This window comes from Lysobacter sp. KACC 24251, from assembly GCF_057747755.1.
Window position 1 is genome coordinate 1602811 of the sequence record NZ_CM173222.1, and the last position, 18265, is coordinate 1621075.

15 protein-coding genes are annotated in these 18265 nt (G+C 66.1%); 4 read left to right on the top strand and 11 right to left on the bottom strand.

Features of this window, described 5'->3' with window-relative positions:
- Positions 1-12 precede the first annotated feature (12 nt).
- Positions 13-639, top strand: a complete 627-nt coding sequence (locus tag AC3ARF_RS07590) for a hypothetical protein (RefSeq protein WP_498926683.1) — start codon at positions 13-15, stop codon at positions 637-639.
- Here AC3ARF_RS07590 and AC3ARF_RS07595 read toward each other — a convergent pair.
- Positions 636-1490: a ribonuclease H-like domain-containing protein gene (locus AC3ARF_RS07595; protein ID WP_498926685.1), complete on the bottom strand. Its 855-nt coding sequence runs from the start codon at positions 1488-1490 to the stop codon at positions 636-638. The genes AC3ARF_RS07590 and AC3ARF_RS07595 overlap by 4 nt on opposite strands.
- Complete coding sequence (locus AC3ARF_RS07600) at positions 1487-3910, bottom strand: DEAD/DEAH box helicase (protein WP_498931801.1); 2424 nt, start codon at positions 3908-3910, stop codon at positions 1487-1489. The genes AC3ARF_RS07595 and AC3ARF_RS07600 overlap by 4 nt, the downstream gene beginning before the upstream one ends.
- A gap of 157 nt (positions 3911-4067) precedes the next feature.
- Between AC3ARF_RS07600 and AC3ARF_RS07605 the strand changes: the two genes are divergently transcribed.
- Positions 4068-4913 carry a universal stress protein gene (locus AC3ARF_RS07605; protein ID WP_498926687.1) on the top strand — a complete coding sequence of 282 codons (846 nt, stop codon included), beginning with the start codon at positions 4068-4070 and terminating at the stop codon, positions 4911-4913.
- 81 nt (positions 4914-4994) lie between these two features.
- Here AC3ARF_RS07605 and AC3ARF_RS07610 read toward each other — a convergent pair whose 3' ends face one another.
- From AC3ARF_RS07610 to AC3ARF_RS07620, 3 genes are all read right to left on the bottom strand, one after another.
- A complete protein-coding gene (locus AC3ARF_RS07610) occupies positions 4995-5768 on the bottom strand; it encodes an SDR family NAD(P)-dependent oxidoreductase (protein ID WP_498926689.1) in 774 nt (257 codons plus the stop codon).
- A 135-nt stretch (positions 5769-5903) separates the two neighbouring features.
- Positions 5904-6836: a ribose-phosphate diphosphokinase gene (locus AC3ARF_RS07615; protein ID WP_498926691.1), complete on the bottom strand. Its 933-nt coding sequence runs from the start codon at positions 6834-6836 to the stop codon at positions 5904-5906.
- Complete coding sequence (locus AC3ARF_RS07620; protein WP_498926693.1) at positions 6833-8353, bottom strand: thymidine phosphorylase family protein; 1521 nt, start codon at positions 8351-8353, stop codon at positions 6833-6835. Before AC3ARF_RS07620 ends, AC3ARF_RS07615 begins: the two co-directional genes overlap by 4 nt.
- A 203-nt stretch (positions 8354-8556) precedes the next feature.
- On the opposite strand from AC3ARF_RS07620, the gene AC3ARF_RS07625 reads away from it, so the two are divergent.
- Positions 8557-9867: a hypothetical protein gene (locus AC3ARF_RS07625; RefSeq protein WP_498926695.1), complete on the top strand. Its 1311-nt coding sequence runs from the start codon at positions 8557-8559 to the stop codon at positions 9865-9867.
- Positions 9868-9921: 54 nt separating this feature from the next.
- Here AC3ARF_RS07625 and AC3ARF_RS07630 read toward each other — a convergent pair whose 3' ends face one another.
- The 5 genes from AC3ARF_RS07630 to AC3ARF_RS07650 form a co-directional block, all read right to left on the bottom strand.
- Entirely contained in the window at positions 9922-12282 is a 2361-nt protein-coding gene (locus tag AC3ARF_RS07630) for a heavy metal translocating P-type ATPase (protein ID WP_498926696.1), read from the bottom strand.
- 68 nt (positions 12283-12350) lie between these two features.
- On the bottom strand, positions 12351-12905 hold the full coding sequence (locus AC3ARF_RS07635) for a DUF411 domain-containing protein (RefSeq protein WP_498926698.1): 555 nt from the start codon (positions 12903-12905) through the stop codon (positions 12351-12353).
- A 10-nt stretch (positions 12906-12915) separates the two neighbouring features.
- Complete coding sequence (locus AC3ARF_RS07640) at positions 12916-13929, bottom strand: copper resistance protein B (protein ID WP_498926700.1); 1014 nt, start codon at positions 13927-13929, stop codon at positions 12916-12918.
- Positions 13926-15830, bottom strand: coding sequence for a copper resistance system multicopper oxidase (locus AC3ARF_RS07645; protein WP_498926702.1), 1905 nt, complete (start codon positions 15828-15830; stop codon positions 13926-13928). Before AC3ARF_RS07645 ends, AC3ARF_RS07640 begins: the two co-directional genes overlap by 4 nt.
- A gap of 125 nt (positions 15831-15955) precedes the next feature.
- A complete protein-coding gene (locus tag AC3ARF_RS07650; RefSeq protein WP_498926704.1) occupies positions 15956-16459 on the bottom strand; it encodes a CopL family metal-binding regulatory protein in 504 nt (167 codons plus the stop codon).
- On the opposite strand from AC3ARF_RS07650, the gene AC3ARF_RS07655 reads away from it, so the two are divergent.
- Positions 16404-17342, top strand: a complete 939-nt coding sequence (locus tag AC3ARF_RS07655; protein WP_498926706.1) for a 4'-phosphopantetheinyl transferase family protein — start codon at positions 16404-16406, stop codon at positions 17340-17342. The two genes, AC3ARF_RS07650 and AC3ARF_RS07655, sit on opposite strands and share 56 nt — an antisense overlap.
- 30 nt (positions 17343-17372) lie before the next feature.
- On the opposite strand, the gene AC3ARF_RS07660 is transcribed toward AC3ARF_RS07655, so the two are convergent.
- A complete protein-coding gene (locus AC3ARF_RS07660; protein WP_498926708.1) occupies positions 17373-18197 on the bottom strand; it encodes a DUF8692 domain-containing protein in 825 nt (274 codons plus the stop codon).
- Positions 18198-18265 lie beyond the last annotated feature (68 nt).

Sequence of the window (18265 nt, forward strand, 5' to 3'; positions counted from 1 at the left end):
CAGGAGCGCGACATGAAATGGCACAGCCCCCTCGCTGGCGCAATCCTCGTGCCACTCGCATTGGCGTTTCCCATTGACGTGATGGCAGAGCAGTACACCACGGTGGGACACGGCGCGAACGGTTTCTGGATTCAGACCAGCGCCGACACCTGCGTAACGACTGCGCTCTTCTTGTTCGTCGAGGAGGCAACTTCTCCCGGCGGTGGTACTACTTCGTTCAATACTGCAGAGATCTCGTATTTCAATGTGAATGAGTGCACAGACGCCCATACGTCCTGGCGCGGCTACACTGATGTTGACGTCGCGTTCTCGCCAAACCCCGGACTGTCGCAGGCAAGGCTATCCGCAACAGTGCCGGTTTTTGGTGAGCACTGCGGTGACAATATCTGCTCGCAGTTCTCCGGGCAGGTGGCGCTCGACGTTCGATGGAGCGGAGATGGAATCGTGGAGAAGAGCTCGTTCACCGACCGATCCTCATCAGCCGACGGCATGCGGTTCACGCGAACCGTAGGTTCGTCGCGTCCCGCAACCACGTCAGGTGTGGTGACGCTGGATGGCGGCCCCAACATCATCGCCAGCCCGGCGGAGAGCGCGTTCCTTCGTTATGGCAGGTCGAGCACGCTGTACATCGATCGCTAGTCCGCGCTGGTGCAGGACGTGAGGGCCAACACACTCACCAGCCGCGAGAGCGACACCACGTCCTGATGGTTGTGGGCGGCCACCCGCCGCAGTTTGTCCGCCGATCCCCCGCGCAGGTACTCCAGCCAGGCGGCGGGCGCTTCGGCGCCTGGCAGGTCGTCCTCGCGCACGACGCGCAGGACCTCACGCTCGATGGTCGCCAATCGGCAGTTCTCCCACACACCACGCCAACGGCGGCGGCTGGGGAACAGCAGGTCCACATGCTGGAGACCGGCCAGCGGGTTGGGGCGGCGTGCCAGCCGGTAGCGGGTGGCCAGTAGTGGCGCGTCGTAGCACTTGCCGTTGTAGCTGACCAGCGTGGTATCCGCGCGCAGCCACGTGGCGAAGACGTCGAGCATGGCGTTCTCGCCGGCCATGGCGGTGAGGTACAGCTGGCGCACGCGCAGTCCGCCTTCCACCCAGTCGGCGGCGCCGATCATGAAGGCGCGAGTGCCCGTGCCGCCGGCCAGGCCCGTGGTCTCGGTGTCGAAGAAGAGCAGGTCGCGGGCGCTGAGGGGCTCCTTGCGGTCGAAGCTTCCGTCCAGCCACACAGGCATTGGCTGGCAACGCTGAACACGCTCGACCAGGCGCAGGCCGGGGGCGATTTCCTCGCCGGGGAGTTCGCGGTCGCGTGAGGCCGCAACAAGCGCAGGCCGCGGGGTGCGCACCCGCAGCAGCTGCCGCAGTCGCTCCAGCGAGGCTTCTGCGTCCGGGGCCGGCGAGGGAAGGGGCGCTGACCCCACGGCGCGCGCGGTCGAAGCCTGTCCGCTCTGCCGCTTGAGCTGCTGCAGTTTCGCGAGGCTGATGCTCATGCGCAGGTCAGCCCGTCGAGCACATCCAGCGTCAGGCGCTTTGGCGAGTTGACGAGCGCCTCATCGGCGGCAAGCACCGGCCCAACGCAGGCCGGACAGCCCGCGCGGCATTCGCAGCCCTGCACCAGTTCCCGGGCCCGCGACACCAGTTCGCGCTGGCGCCGCCATAACGGCTCGCTCAGGCCGACGCCGCCGGGGTAGTTGTCGTAGAGGTAAACGGTGGGAGTAAACGCGTCGTGCGCGTCCGGCGAAGTCAGGCTGCCATCGAGTCCGCGCAGCTGGCCTCGGCCGCGGCCGTCACCGCTGGCAAACCACGCACCGTCGCCGCTGCCCACGGCCTTCTGCAGGTCGGCGCCGTCGGCCATCACCGCTACCTTGGCGACGACATGCAGCGCGTAGGCCGCTCCCAGGAAGCCATCCAATGCGTCCTGCCGTGAAGCGAACCGCGCCTCCAGTACGGCCTGCGGTAGCTGCCACCACACTGCGGTGGTGTGCATCTCCTGGTCGGGCAGGTTGACCGGGCCATAGCCGATGTTCTCGTGGGTGTAGTAGCGGATCTTCTTGTAGCCCGCCACGCGGCGCACCACGTGCACTTCACCGTGGTGGCTGCTGCCGTCGCCGGCCTTGCCGCCTTCAAAGCGCTCAAGCACTTTCAGCTTGGTGTAGTCGATGGCGTCGGTGTAGTAGTCCACATGCGTGCGGGTGACGTAGGCCTTGCGACCTTCCCAGTCCAGTCGCTCCACTTGGTAGGGCGTGGACTGCACCATGTGGATCGCGCCTTCGTACAGCATCAGCGGCGCGGAACTGTAGTCGACCTCGGCGATGATGGTCTGGCGGCCGTCGGTGCGGTCGACCACGACGAAGTTGCCGTCGGCCACCGAGCGCAGGCTGACGGCATTGGCGGGGTAGCTGTCGGCGATCCACTCCCAGCGGTCGCCTTCGAAGTGGATGACGGCGTCTTCGGCCAGCAGCTCGAGGTACACCTGCGGGTCCACGGCACCGTCGCGGCCGCCGAAGTGCTCGCCCTTGAGGAAGGGCAACTCGAAGGCGGCGCAGCGGATGTGGTCGAGCAGGATCACCGGCTGGTCGGCGGCGATGCGCGCGTGTTCGGGCGTGTGTCCGCTGAAAAACTCCGGGTTGCGCACGATGTACTGGTCCAGCGGGTCGGAGCTGGCGACCAGCACGCCCAGCGACGGCTGCTGGCGACGGCCGGCACGACCAAAACGCTGCCAGGTGGCGGCCACGCTGCCGGGGTAACCGTTGAGCACCACGACGTCCAGGCTGCCGATATCCACGCCCAGCTCCAGCGCCGAGGTAGAGACGATGCCGTCCACACGACCCGCGCGCATGGCACGCTCGGCCTCGCGGCGCTCGGTGGGCAGGTAGCCGCCGCGGTAGGCTCGGATGCGCGCCGGCTTGCGCGGATCATGGTCGAAAACGTCCTTGAGGTACTTGGTCAGCACCTCGACCATGGTCCGCGACTGGGCGAACACCAGCGTCTTGAGACGCGCCTTGATCGCCATGCGCGCGATGCGGTTGCTCTGCGAGCGGGCGGAGGCACGCAGGCCGAGGTCGGGGTTGACCACCGGCGGGTTCCACAGCAGTACGTGCTTGTCGCCGCTGGGCGCCCCGGATTGGGTGATGGCATGGACGTCGTCTTCCACCAGTGCCTCGGCGTGCGCCTGCGGGTTGCCGATGGTCGCCGAGCACAGGATGAACTGCGGGTGGGCGCCGTAGAACGCGCACACGCGCTTGAGCCTTCGCAGCACGTTGGCCAGATGGGAGCCGAACACGCCGCGGTAGCTGTGGATCTCGTCGATCACCACGTACTGCAGGTTCTCGAAGAACTGTGCCCATTTGGTGTGGTGCGGCAGGATGCCCTGATGCAGCATGTCGGGGTTGCTGACCACGATGTCGCCTGCCAGGCGAATGGCCTGGCGTTGGTCGCCGGGGGTGTCGCCGTCGAAGGTGGCGGCCTTGACCCCGAGGTCGCCGGCCTTGGACAGCTCGATCAGCTCGGCGACCTGGTCCTGCGCCAGCGCCTTGGTCGGGAACAGGTACAAGGCCTTGGCCCGTCGCTGCATGGCGGCGCTGACCACCGGGAGCGTGTAGCACAGACTCTTTCCCGAGGCCGTAGGGGTGGCGATGACCACGTGCTGACCGCGCTGCACGGCCTCCCACGCCATCGCCTGGTGGCGGTAGAGGCGGGTGACGCCGCGGCTGGCCAGTGCGGCGGCCAGTGCCGGCGGCAGGTCATCAGGAAGGGGCACGTAGTCGCCCTCGCGCCCCGGCACCAGCAGCGTCCCGGTGATCCGGCTGGCGTACTTCGAGCCCAGCCGAGCGGCCAGACGCCCCCCATCGTGCGGACCGTCCGGCCGCGGGACGGTGGGAAAGGCATCGGCGATGGCGGGAGAGGGCAGGGAAGCGGCGCGGGACATGGGTCGATTCCGATTGGCTGGCCGCGTTTGTAGGCCAATGCCGTCTCACCCGATGAGATGGGCGGGGAATTGACCCGGATCAACGTTTCGTCCCCGTGCCAGCGCGCTAATGGCATGCGTCCCCTTTGGAGCCTTGGCCATGATCAAAGACATCGTCCTGCCCCTGACGGGCACCCCTGGGGACGCCAATGCCGTGACTGCAGCCTTGGCCCTGACAGCGGCGGAAGACGCCCATCTGGCCTTGCTGGAGCTGGTCAACCTGCCCGTGCCAGTACCCGGACCGTGGGGCATGGTGCCTGATGCGTCGATGGCCAGCCTGTACGACGAGTTGCGCGCCCAGTCCGAAACCCGCGCGGCCAAATGGCGCGAGAAACTCAAGGCGGCTGGCGTGCTGGGCGAGGTGCGCGTGGTCGAATCGTTGTTCGTCGAGCCGCCGCGTACCGCCGCCATCAATGCGCGCTATGCGGACATGAGCATCATCAGCGGAGCCGCGCCCGGCGATGCGGACAGTGCCGCCATGATCCACCCGTACTTCGGCGAACTTCTGATGGAGTCGGGTGGCCCCGTGCTGGTGATCCCGCCGTCCAGCCAACCTGCGCTCCCGGCGGGACACGCCGTGGTGGCATGGCGCCCCACCTCCGAAGCCGCACGCGCATTGCGCGATGCGCTGCCGCTGCTGCGTCGTGCCGCCACGGTCGACGTGGTCGTGGTGGACCCCCGCAGCGGCGAGTCCGGTGACGGCGAACAGCCGGGCGCCGACATTGCCAACCACTTGGCGCGGCAAGGCCTGAAGGTAAGCGTGGTGCAACTCCAGCGGGGTTCGCGCTCGGTGGCGGCCACACTGCTGGAACACGCGCGCACCTCGGGCGCGGACCTGCTGGTGGCGGGCGGTTACGGTCACTCGCGCTTCCGCGAATGGGCACTGGGCGGCGCGACCCGCGAACTGCTGGAGAGCGCGCAGCTGCCGGTGCTGTTCTCACATTGAATGTGTAGTGGGGGGAGGTGGAAACGGGGCGCCCGAATGGGCGCCCCGTTTCGTTGCTGCGACAGGGAGCGGGCGCAGGAATCAGCGGGCCGAGTAACCACCATCGATGACCAGTTCCGAACCGGTGACGAATTTGGACTCGTCCGACGCCAGGTACACCACGCCCCAGGCGATGTCGTCGACATCCCCCATGTGTCCTAGCGGATGAAGATTGCCGACCTCGGTGCGTGCCACCTCGAGGTCGGTGGCGCCGCTGGCCTGTAGGTGGTGTTCCACCATGGGGGTCCAGATGTATCCCGGGTGGACCGAATTCACCCGGATGCGGTCCGGCGCGTAGATCATCGCGTCGGTCTTGCTCATCAGCCTCACGGCACCCTTGGATGCGTGGTACGCCGGCACATCGGGCGCACCCACCAGACCGTAGATGGAGGACAGGTTGATGATGCTGCCGCCGCCGGCGCGCTTCATGTGCGGAATGGCGTGCTTGGCGCAGAACAGCACGCCCTTTACGTTGACCGCCTGCACTTGGTCCCACTCTTCCTCGGTGATCTCGTGCGTCAGCTTGGTGCTGCCGGAAATACCGGCATTGTTCACCAGCACGTCCACGCCACCGAAATGGTCGGCCACTTCCGTAATTGCCTTGGCCACGTCGGCTTCGCGGGTGACGTCCACGTGCCAGTACCGGGCCTTGCCGCCGGCATGGTTGATTGCGTTGGCGAGGGCTTCACCCTCGGCATCCAGCCGGTCGAAGATGGCCACCGCGGCCCCTTCCTCCGCCAGCCGCTGCACGCAGGCATGGCCAATGCCGACGGCGCCGCCGGTCACGATGCAGGTCTTGCCTTCGACTCGGTTCATGCGTGATCTCCGCAAAGGGGGGAAGGAGAAGATGGTCGCGCCATCTTCGGACGGGGACTTGATCCGGGTCAGATTGGCACAGACCTGGGACGAATGAGCCACAAGCGGGGGCCGGGGGACATCGGCGTGGACGGCTCACTGGAGATGGCGTTGGACCAGTATGCGTGTGGTCGCCTCCGCCAGTATGCCGGCCACGCTGATGGCATTGGAGGGATGCGCAATGGTGTCCGTGCTGACCACCCGCGCCGCGCCAGCCACCTGCAGCTGGGCGTAAGCATCTCCGGCAAACACCGCGTGCGTGGCGATGCACGTGGCCGGAGCCAGCCCCAGGTGCCGCAGGTGGCCAAGAGTCTCCACCAGCGTGCGACCCGATGACACGATGTCATCCACGATTACCGGCGTGCGCCCTTGCGCCAGGGCGGCATCGGGCAGGCTGACCTGCACGTCGCGGTCGCCCAGGCGCTTCTTTTCCAGCACCTGATGCGGTGCACCAGCCAGTGCCGCAATGGCCGCGACCCACTGTTCGCTTTCACTGTCGGGGCCGATCAGCATGGGGTCTCGCACTTCACGGCGGATCCATTCGGCAATGACCGGCGCGGCGGCTACGTTGTGCGCGGGGATCGTGTACACGTCCTCCAACGCGTGGATGCGGTGCAGGTGGGGGTCCACGGTGGCCAGCCAGTCGAAGCTCTGCGACACGAAACTCGCGAACAGCGGGGCACTGACGACTTCACCGGGGTGGAACCGCAGATCCTGTCGCATGTAGGCCAAGTACGGGGCCACCAGCCCGACCGAACGCGCACCGAATTCCCGCGCCGTCTCGGCAGCAAAACGCAGGGCCAGTGCCATCTCATCCGGGTGGTGCAGGCTGGCGACGATGACCACGTCGGCCCCCTCCAGCTGGTCTTCAATCGCGACCAGCGACTCGCCGTCGGGGAAGCGTCGCCAATCCAGACGTCCCACGCTGACCTGGGAGGCTGCCTTCGTCATCGACGCGGACATTGCGGTCGCCATGGCCCCGGCCAGAGCGCGCTGGGGCGGGAAGGGCAGCAGCACGGCGGCGCTCATGGCTCGATGTCCTGCAGATCGAAGATCGTGGTGCATTCGCGGGCGTAATCGAGCGCATATTCCAGCTCGCCCTTGGATTGCGCGTAAATGGAAAAGAGATGTTCACCGGTCGCAACGCGGTCGCCGATCCGGAGTCGTGACACCAGGCCGGCCGTGGCTGAAACGGGCGCGCCCGCGAGCTTGGCTACCTTGGAGAGTCGTCGATTGTCGATCGCAACCACGACACCACTGCGGGGTGCCTGCACGTCAGCACGGAACGGCGCCAGCCGTGGCTCGGTGAAGCCGCCCTGCGCCTCGCAGATGGCCATGAACTTCGACAATGCCTGGCCGGAGGCGAGCGACTGCTCCGCCAAGGTGCGCCCGCGGCCTATGACATTCCCGGGCACCAGATCCAGCAGGTCGCCGGCGAGCGCGATCGCGCGCTCGCGAAGGTCCAGCGGCGCCTCAGCATCACCCCGCAACACTTTCAGTACGTCCATGGCTTCGAGCGCAGGGCCGATGCCGAACCCCACCGGCTGCCGGCCGTCGGTGCGGTTCACCGCCACGCGCAGGCCCAGGGCCGCGGCCGTACCGGCCAGCCGCCCGGTCAGCGAATCCGCCGCCGCATCCGAGCGCACCTTGGCGGTAGGGCCGACGGGCATGTCGATCAGTACATGGTTGGAGCCGGCCGCCACCTTCTTGGAAAGGATGCTGGCAACCAGCTGGCCATCGCTGTCGAAATCCAGGGGGCGTTCCACGCGGATGAGCACATCGTCCGCGGGGCTGAGACGTACGTTGCCACCCCAGACCACGCAGCCGCCCTCCCGCTCGACCACCCGGCGCATCGCCGCCAAGTCAAGTTCCACCGGCGCCATGACCTCCATGGTGTCGGCGGTGCCGGCAGGGGAGGTGATGGCACGCGACGATGTCTTGGGTATGAGGTAACCGAGCGAGGCGACGATGGCGACTACAATCGGTGTGGTGCGGTTGCCGGGCAGTCCACCGACGCAGTGCTTGTCCAGCACGGCGCCTTCGCCCCACTCCAGCGTGTCGCCCACGGCCACCATTGCGCGGGTGAGCGACGTGGTCTCACCGTGATCCAGGCGCTCACCGGCACACGCCGTGACGAAGGCCGCCAGCTCGATGTCGGAGAGGCGGTTGTGCACGGTGTCCTGCATCAGCGCCAGGTAGTCCGACTCTTCCAGCCGCTGGCCAAACACCTTGGCCCGCAGCGCGCCTGCCGAGCGGGGCGGCTCGGGGTGGTGGAACGTGGCCATGGCGCCAGGCTCTGGCTGGATGGCATTCCAGGCCGCCTCGGACAGGGCCACGGCGTCAGCCGGGAGCAGGTCACTGACGACTACGTTGAGCGTGGCGATCAGTTCGCGATGGTCGATGCGCATGCTGACGCGGGTGAGGGCGGCAAATCCCTCGGAACGACACACCTCGCAATCGCGGTGCATGTAGACGACCGGCTGCTGGTAGGTGTCGATACCCGCGCGGATGACCCGGAGCTTGGTGCGGTCGGCTTCGCTGTTCAAAGGGCAGGCCTCGGGGAGCTGCTTCCATTGAAGCAGAATTTGTGGACGGGCAAGACCGATTCTGCCCCGGGTCCAGGCTTCGCACACCCAGTGCAGTCAATTTCCCGTCGGGCGTATGCCGGGGGAGGCTATTTCCGACGCCCCCAACGAAGCCCACCCGCATAACGGAGTAAAGTGGCGTGGTAACACTTTCGCCCAGCCCCATGACCACCAAATCCACCGTCGCAACATCCTTCTACGACAGCCGGTGCGCGAATCCGCTGTCGATGGAATCGCTCAACGACTATTGCTTCTGTGTCTCCGCCGATCCCTCGGCGCTGCATGCGGCCCTGGCGTCAATCCTTGACGCGCATGGGGTGCCCGCAACCCTGGCGGAAACCCATCCCCACCTGTTCGCTGCCGTGCCCGTCTATGTCTCCAGGCAGCATCTGGTACAGGTGGAAGCGGCTGTGACTGCCATCGAAGCGGTGACCGGTCTCCCGGCGTGGCGCGAGGCGGTACTGGCGTGGGCACCGAAGGTGGCATTGCACGATCCCGGATCACCGGGAGGCTTGCTGGGCCTGGACTTTCACCTCACCCCCGAGGGTCCTCGGCTCATTGAGATCAACACCAACCCCGGCGGCGCACTGCTGAATACACTGGTGGGACAGGCACAGGATGTGTGCATGCCTGACGTGGTGGTGCCGCCGGTGGATGCAGAACAGGCGGAACGACAGGTGATGGAGGTCTTCCGCAACGAGTGGAGGCTGCAGCGGGGCGATCGCCCGCTGCTGACGGTTGCGATCGTGGATGAATCGCCCGAGACGCAGTACCTGTATCCGGAGTTCCTGCTGTTCAAGCAGTTATTTGCCCGTCACGGGTTGCGCGCACTCATTTGTGCGCCCGGTGATCTGGTTCATCGCGACGGGCGTGTCCTCATGGGGGACGTGGCCATCGACATGGTCTACAACCGCCTCACCGACTTCGCGCTTGAGCAGCCGGGTCACTCCCATCTTCGGGAGGCCTATCTGGCAGGCGACGTGGTGCTGACCCCGCACCCGCGGGCACATGCGCTATATGCGGACAAGCGGAACCTCGCGCTGCTCGGCAACCGTGCATTCCTCCGCGAAGCGGGCATTGACGAGCCGTCCATCGCCGTCCTCGAGGCCGTGGTGCCTACCACGCAACTGGTGACGCCGGAAAATCGCGAAGCGCTGTGGGAACAGCGGCGGCGGCTGTTTTTCAAACCTGCTGCGGGGTATGGCAGCAAAGCCAGCTACCGGGGCGACAAGTTGACCAGGCGCGTGTGGGACGAAATCGCGACGGGCGCCTACATCGCCCAGTCGCTGGTGCCCCCGAGTGAGCGACGCCTGGGCACCGACGCAACACCCCTGAAAGCGGACATCCGCTGCTATGCCTACCAGGGACGGCCGCTGCTGTATGCCGCGCGCCTGTACCAAGGCCAGACGACGAACTTCCGCACGCCGGGGGGCGGCTTCGCCCCCGTACTGACTGCGGTTGAGCGGCCCGCCTGAGCCGCTACGTTCGGACCGCCATTGCGACCGGAGTAGGGGGCTTGGGCGGAACGCTCATTCGACCCGGGTACGACCCAGCCGCAGCGCGTTGGCCACCACTGAGACCGAGCTCAGGCTCATCGCCAACGCCGCGATCATCGGGCTGAGCAGTACGCCGAAGAACGGGTAGAGCAGTCCGGCGGCCACGGGCACGCCCAGCGCGTTGTAGAGGAATGCGAAGGCCAGGTTCTGCTTCATGTTGGCCACGGTAGCCTCCGACAGCGTCCGCGCACGAACGATGCCGCGCAGGTCGCCTTTGACCAGCGTGACCTGCGCGCTCGACATGGCGACGTCGGTGCCGGTACCCATCGCGACGCCGATGTCGGCCCCCGCCAGCGCCGGGGCGTCGTTGATGCCGTCGCCTGCCATCGCGACCTTTCGTCCCTCAGCCTTGAGGCGCTGTACGAGCTCGACCTTGTCTTGTGGGCGCACCTCGCCGTACACCTCATCGATGCCGAGTTGGCGCGCCACGGCCTGGGCTGTCGCCACCCCATCGCCGGTAGCCATTACGATTCGCAGGCCCGCGGCATGGAGCGCCGCAATCGCGTCCGGAGTGGAGGCCTTGATGGGGTCGGCCACGGCGAGGAGGCCCGCAAGCGCACCATCCACCGCGAGGAGCATCACGCTGGCGCCATCACGGCGCAGTGCGTCCGCGGCTTCGCGCAGCGGGGCAGGGTCCACGCCTACCTCACGCATCAGTTCGCTGTTGCCGATGACGACCTTGCGGCCACCAACCACACCACGCACCCCGATCCCGGTAGACGACTCAAAGTGCTCGGGGGTTTCCAGCGCGAGGTTGCGACGACGGGCCTCGGCTACGATTGCGTCGGCCAATGGATGTTCGCTGTTCTGGTCCAGGCTGGCCGCGATTCGCAGGACCTCATCTTCTGCGTATTTGCCAATCCCAACGGCTTGGCGGAACGCCGGCTTGCCTTCGGTCAACGTGCCGGTCTTGTCGACGATCAGCGTATCGATCCGGCGGAAGTTCTCGATGGCTTCGGCGTCGCGGAACAACACCCCCGCCTGTGCGGCGCGTCCCGTCGCGACCATGATCGACATCGGCGTGGCCAGACCCAACGCGCACGGGCACGCAATGATCAGTACCGACACCGCGTTGAGCACCGCATAGGTCCACGACGGCTCCGGTCCAAACAGGCCCCAGGCCAGGAACGTCGCCACCGCCACTGCCAACACCGCCAGCACGAACCAGAACGCCACCTTGTCGGCCATGCGCTGCATCGGCGCCCGCGACCGCTGGGCCTGTGCCACCAACTGCACGATCTGCGCGAGCACCGTCTCCGAACCCACCTTCTCCGCGCGGATGACCAGGCTGCCCGAGCCGTTGAGCGTGGCGCCAATTACCGTGGTGCCGACGCTCTTCTCTACCGGGATCGGTTCGCCGGTAAGCATGGATTCGTCCACGTTGGAGCGGCCTTCCAGCACCTTGCCGTCCACGGGCACCTTTTCGCCGGGGCGCACGCGCAGGCGATCCCCAACGTGCACGTGGCTGAGGTCGATGTCTTCCTCGGTGCCGTCGTCGCGCAATACGCGCGCGGTCTTGGGTGCCAGGCCAAGTAGGGCACGGATCGCCGCACCGGTCTTCGAGCGTGCACGCAGCTCAAGTACCTGGCCCAGCAGGGTCAGCGAGATGATCACGGCCGCAGCTTCGAAATAGACGCCCACGCGGCCGTGCTCGCGGAACGACACCGGGAAAATGTCGGGCGCAATCGTAGCCACGACGCTGTAGCCAAAGGCCGCGGCAACGCCAATGCCAATCAGCGTCCACATGTTGGGGCTGCGATTGCGGATCGATTGCACGCAACGCACGAAGAACGGCCAGCCGGCCCACAGGACGACCGGCGCGCTGAGCACCAGTTCCACCCAAGTGCGCGCCTCCGTGGACAGCCACGCGTGGAATTGGTGGCCGAACATCGCCAGTACCAACACGATGAGGGTCAGCGGCAACGTCCACCAGAACCGGCGGCTGAAGTCCTCCAGTTCGGGGTTCCCTTCGTCCTCGAGATTGGGCATCTCGGGCTCCAACGCCATGCCGCAGATCGGGCAGGTACCGGGACGGTCCTGGCGGATCTGCGGATGCATCGGGCAGGTGTATATCGTGCCGGCAGCAGTGTCGGTCGCCGGCTCGGCGGGCTTGGGATTCACGTACTGCGCAGGGTTGGCGATGAACTTTTCGCGGCAGCGCACCGAGCAGAAGTGGTACGCGATACCCGCGTGCTCCGCATGGTGTGGCGTTTCGGCCGGGTCCACTGTCATGCCACACACCGGATCCATCACCCTGTCGATGGGCGGACTGGTCTCGGGGCCGCGGTGGGCTAGGGGGGATGCGCCATGCTTGCCGTGCTCGTGCGTGTTCATGCGTCCTCCGTGGACAACGCAGTCCGGCGCCGGAACGGAAGGTTCTCGGCGCCGGTAATCAAAGACCGTCAGTCCCCGTGGCGGGCGAACGGCGATGTGGAGCCATCATGCGCTACGAGCTCCACCGTGTAGGGTTGCACACGGCCGTCCGGCACTTCCATGCCCGGCGATCCCATGGGCATGCCAGGCACGGCAAGGCCCTTGGCGTCGGGCTTCTCGGCAAGGAGGCGCTTCACGTCTCCCGCGGGCACGTGTCCCTCGACGAAGTAGCCGCCCACTTCGGCGGTGTGGCACGAGCCCTTGCCGTAGGGCACGCCGACGCGTTCCTTCACCAGGTTGATGTCCTCCACGTCGTGGACTTCCACCCGGAAGCCGGCCTTCTGCATGTGTTCCACCCACAGGTGGCAGCAGCCACACGTAGCACTCTTGGTGACCACCAGCAGGGGCGCGGGGGCGGCAGTGCCGACCGCTTGGACGGGTTTGACCTCCGACGTGGACTTGGCGACCTCAACCTTGGACCGGGCACCTTCGGCTTGCGGCGACGACGCGTCCACGCACCCGGAGAGACCAAGGCCAGCGGCCAGCGCAACCACAAGGCCAAGGCGCGAATTTTGCTTGAGCATGTTCATCTCCTCAGAACCACAGGCGGACGCCGGCAACAAACCGGGTGTCCTTGGTATGTTCGCCATCGGCCTCGCGCAGATCCGCGGTGCGACCAAAGGCACGTTCGTGCACGACGCCGATGTACGGTGCGAAACGACGGTTGAACTCATAGCGAAGTCGCAACCCGGCCTCGGCTTTTGAAAGGCCTCTGCCGATGCCGCGCTCCTCGTCGTCCTTGGCTGCGAAGTCGAGTTCGACCACGGGTTGCAGGATCAACCGATTGGTCAGCAGCAGCTCGTATTCGGCTTCCACATTGGCTTCCACGCGACCGCCGTTGCCCACATAGGTGGTGGCCTGGACCTCGAACTTGTAAGGGGCAAGCCCCTGCATGCCCAAGGCCGCCCAACTGCGGGAGGGCCCGGGGCGTGTCTCCTGGCGGATGCCAGCCACCACGTCCCACCAGGCAGAGACGCTGCGACCGTAGAGCACCTCAATGTCGGCCGATTCCGTATGGCCATCAACGCGTTCGCCCTCGCTGCGCAGCCACAAGCGATTGAGGTCCGTGCCAAACCATGCGGAGGCCTCCCACGCCTCACCACGGCCTTCATCCGCATCCCACGCCTCGAGCCGGTTGATGCCGACATACCAGTTGAACTCAGGTGCATGCTCCATGTGCTTGTGCAACGGCGGGAACGCCGCGGCGCGATCAGCATCCGTCACTGGCGGGATCGGGGTCAGTGGCGTATCGGAAATGGGAGCTGGCCCAGAGTGCTCCGGGTGCTGTTGCGGGACTGCGTGTCCGGCGTGCGCGTCTTGCAACTGCGGGCTGGCCCAATGGGCGGCGTGGTCCGCATGGGGATCCGGTTTGGTCGTCGGCGGAGTGGCCGGATCTGAAGGTTTCGCCGGCGCTTCAGGTTCGACCTCGGCTTCGGCCTGCGCGGTCGCATGCCCATGGTGGCCGGAGTGATCCTGCGCCAGCGCGGCGGACGGGAGCAGCACCGCAATCGAAAACGCAAGCACGGTGAGGGTAGGGAAGCGATTCATGCGCTTTCCTCCACGCGCACCTCGCGCATCATGCCCGCCTCCATGTGCAGCAACAGGTGGCAATGGAATGCCCAGCGACCCAGTGCATCGGCGCGTACGCGGTAACTGCGTCGGGTGCCGGGAGGGATGTCCACCGTGTGCTTGCGCAGGTGGAACTCACCCTGCTCGTTTTCCAGGTCGCTCCAGAGTCCGTGGAGATGGATCGGGTGGGTCATCATGGTGTCGTTGACCAGCACGATGCGCATGCGCTCGCCGTAATTCAGCCGCAGCGGTTCCGCATCCATGAACTTCTGGCCGTTGAACGACCACGCGAATTTCTCCATGTGGCCCGTGAGGTGCAGCTCGATTTCGCGACTGGGCTCACGACCGTCCGGGTCGTCGAACAGGCTGCGCATGTCGGCGTAGGTCAACACCTTGCGGCCGTTGTTGCGCAGGCCGATGCCCGGGTCGTCCAGCTTCGGCGAGACCGCCATCGTCTGCATGTCGACCAGCGGGTTGCCATTCTCCGTCGCGGGGTGTTGCACCATGCCGGGGGTGGGCGCATCCGCGCCGCCGTGGCCGGCATGGGGATCCTGTGGGGCGCTGGCCATTGCTGCGCCGCAGCCGCCTTCCATGCCCTTCATATCGCCGCCGCAGCTGCCTTCCGTTGACTTCATCGCAGCGCCACAACCGCCTTCCATGCCCTTCATGGAAGCGCCACAGCCACCTTCCATGCCCTTGCCATGACCGGCATGTCCACCGTGACCCATGTCGTCCATCGTCAGCAGCGGCCGCGGATCAAGTAGCGGCAACGGTGCTTCCAGCCCCTGTCGCACCGCCAACGTACCCCGGGCAAAGCCAGTGCGCCCCATGTCCTGCGCAAAGATGGTGAAGGCGTCCTGGCCGGCGGGCTCCACCAGCACGTCGAAGGTTTCCGCCACGGCAATCCGGAACTCATCCACGGTGACAGGATGGATGTACTGCCCGTCTGCTGCCACCACTGTCATCTTCAACCCGGGAATGCGCACGTCGAAGTACGTCATCGCCGAGCCATTGATGAAACGCAGTAGCACCTTCTCACCGGGCCGGAACAAGCCCGTCCAATTGCCCGCCGGGGCCGCACCATTCATCAGGTAGGTGTAGGTGTGGGCGTTGACGTCGGAAATATCGGTGGGCGTCATCCGCATGCGCCCCCACATGCCGCGATCCTGCAGTGTGGCAGACAGGCCGTCCTCGCCCACGTCACGCAAGAAGTCGCCGACGGTGCGCTTGTAGTAGTTGTCGTGCTCGGCCATCTTCTTCATGCGGCGGAAGAGGGCGACCGGATCCATGTCGGTCCAGTCCGACAACAGCACCACGTGTTCGCGGTCGTAGCGGAAGGGGGCGGGTTCGCGCGGCTCGACAATGATCGCGCCGTACAACCCTGCCTGTTCCTGCAACATGGAGTGGCTGTGGTACCAGTACGTCCCAGCCTGGTTGAGCTGGAAGCGGTAGGTGTAGGTCTCACCCGGAGCGATGCCGTCGAAGCTCATTCCCGGCACGCCGTCCATGTTGGCGGGCAGGATGATGCCGTGCCAGTGGATCGAGGTAGAAGCGTTCCGCAGGTGATTGGCCACGCGCAGCGTGACGGTGTCGCCTTCGCGCCAGCGCAGGATGGGGGCGGGCAACGACCCGTTGACGGTCGTCGCCATGCGGGCGCGACCGGTGAAATTCACGGGTGAACGGCCGATGGCGAGATCGAACTCGGATCCGCGCAATTGCGGCACGTCACCGGCCGCCTGGTTCGGCGAGGCAAATGCCGGCCAGCGGGCCAGTCCCGCGGCGGTGGCAGCCCCGCCGATAGCGAGACCGGTAACGAATCTGCGACGTGACAAGTCCGCCAGCAGGCGGTCTCTCGCACCGGAGAGATTGTGTTTGGACATGACAACTCCACTCTAGGCTGTAACGGGGCCTGCGCAGTTGAAAGCACGGACGCATTGGCGGCAGTGCGGGCGTCGGCCCACGGCTTCGTGCCCGCCCGGCGGCGGGCACTGGAGGGCGCTTGCGATCAGGCTATTGGCGGCCTGACGGGATGTGGCAGTGCAGGATCCCTGCGGACGGGCGCAGGCCCCTCGGAGAGCCGCGCCGACAGGTCAGGCAAGGTGGGCAACCAGGCGCGGACAACGATCGCCGTGACACCTGGAACGCAGGCGCCATCGCATTGTCCGGGGTCGCAACAATCCGCCGGCTGCTGATCAGCACAATGGCTGTCGGCTGCCATACCGTGGTCCATCGCCAGGGCCTTCGCAGCTAGATCAGCAGGCGCGGATCGCTGGGACGCGGTGGTCAACGCGTCCTCGCCGAGGTGCATGCTTAGGGACGCCGCGGAGGTCCCAATCCCGTTAAGGACCAGGCAGAGCGCCAACAGCAGCCGGGGGAGGAGGCGAGACCAGAGCATCGTCCCCATAGTGTACGTCCGGCACTGTGCCAGTCGCACCCGTATTGGGGTGTCGAAGATGAACGGGACGCGTGACCTTCGATCGTCGGCCCTTGCACCTGTCCTGTGCGTCATCGGCAGTGCGTTCGCTAGTTGCGATCACCTCATTGAAGGTGTGGAAATTTGCGATCACCTCATTGAAGGTGTGGAAATGCTTACGCTGGATTCACATAGAGGCTCGGGCCGGCTCTTCGCCAGCGGGCTGCATGCGGCTTTCGAGGGGGCAATGAAGTTGCCTGAGCTTGGGACGCTGATCGACCTGGGCATCTTCGTTGGCCTGTTCGCGCTGAAGGACTGGAAGTCCTGGCTACCAGATGCCCACGCGTACCTGAGCCCGGCCGAGCGACGGCGGGTCGCGAGCCGACGGGCGGAGGCAGATCGCGATGCCCTTGCGATGGCATACGCCCTGCATCGCCTTCTCTTGGGCCGGGCCTTGAATTGCGAAGCAAGCCTTGTCCCGCTGGTTCGTGACGATGCAGGGTGTCCCCGACTTCCGGGGTGCCTGTTGTCCACCAGCCTCAGCCATGCGGACCGCCGCGCCGTGGCCATTGCGGTCACCACTACGGGTCCGGTGGGCGTGGACCTCGAACCCGCGAGTCGCTCCGCGGTCATGCCTCAAGTGGGCGACTGGATTTTCCATCCCGGGGACGCCAAAGGCATGGAATGCCCCGGGACGGCCGCGCACAATGCTGCCCTCCTCGCTCTCTGGGTGAGGAAGGAAGCTTTCCTCAAGGCTGCGGGAATTGGCCTGAGTCGCGACATGCACACATTCCCCGCGCCCGAAAATGCGCTACTGGATCTACCAGAGGGTGGAAGCAGCCGGGTGCGCATGATCGATGCCGGACCAAACTGGGTCGCGGCCGTCGCCGGCGCGCCCGGGGCAGAGGTCACCGCGGCTTGGCTGAGCCCCACGCCATCGCCACCGGTCGCCGTTTGGGGCTGCACGAGGCGCGTCTAAGGTAAATTCCCAGCAGCGGGGCGACACCTCCTACCAGGTCGCCGTCCCCCGCGGAGCCGGGTGGATTCCGCTAGGCCGGAGCACCGGTCCAGTTGGGGATTCTTCCGCTGGATCATCGGCGCCAGCGGTGGCATGGCGAGGGCTAAGCACGGTAATGCTCACCTGCCCATACTGCGTCGAGATGAAGTCGAGCAGGGTATGGATGAAGATGACCACCCCGACCATCTCTAGGCCTTCCTCCAGGCTGACCATCGCGTGGTACATGACGTTGCGGTGACCATGGCCCTCGCGCCACCACCCCTCCACGAGCTCAACCCCGATTGCGCCCCCCAGGTAGATCGCCGCAGCCACGAACAGCATGATCCCGGTTCGGCGGGGCAGGCGGCTCATGAAAGGCAGGAAATACACGGCAAGGCCTGCCACCAGGATGATGCCCGGGATTACCCACGCGAAATAGAAGATCCCCAGCCGATCCAGATCGAAGCTGCGACCCAGCAGGGCACGCAATGGATCAATCATGCGTTCGTGCAGCGAAAGCGACTCGTCCACCCCCATCAGTAGGAACCCGCAGGCCAGTACTGCCCACTTGGCCGCATCCCTCCCTCCGTCCTTCCGGTCCCTCGCGGCGATATAGGCCAGGATCGGTGCCGCGGCGAACAGCAACAGTGTGGAGAACAGAGCAGGAACGTTTTGCTCGTTGTCCAGGCTCATCATGGGTAAGCCTGGTACGTCCTGCTCATTAGCGAGGATTCGGTAGGTCTGCAGGGCCATGTTGACGGCCACCAGCGCCATGGCCACCAGGCCCAACTTCCGGCAAACGGCCGATGGATTGAGCACAATTGTTGGCTTGACCATGTTGGCGTTTCCCGCGTGCGTCCACAGCCGGAGCCGGTGTCCCTCTGGTTGACAACGCAGCCGTGGGT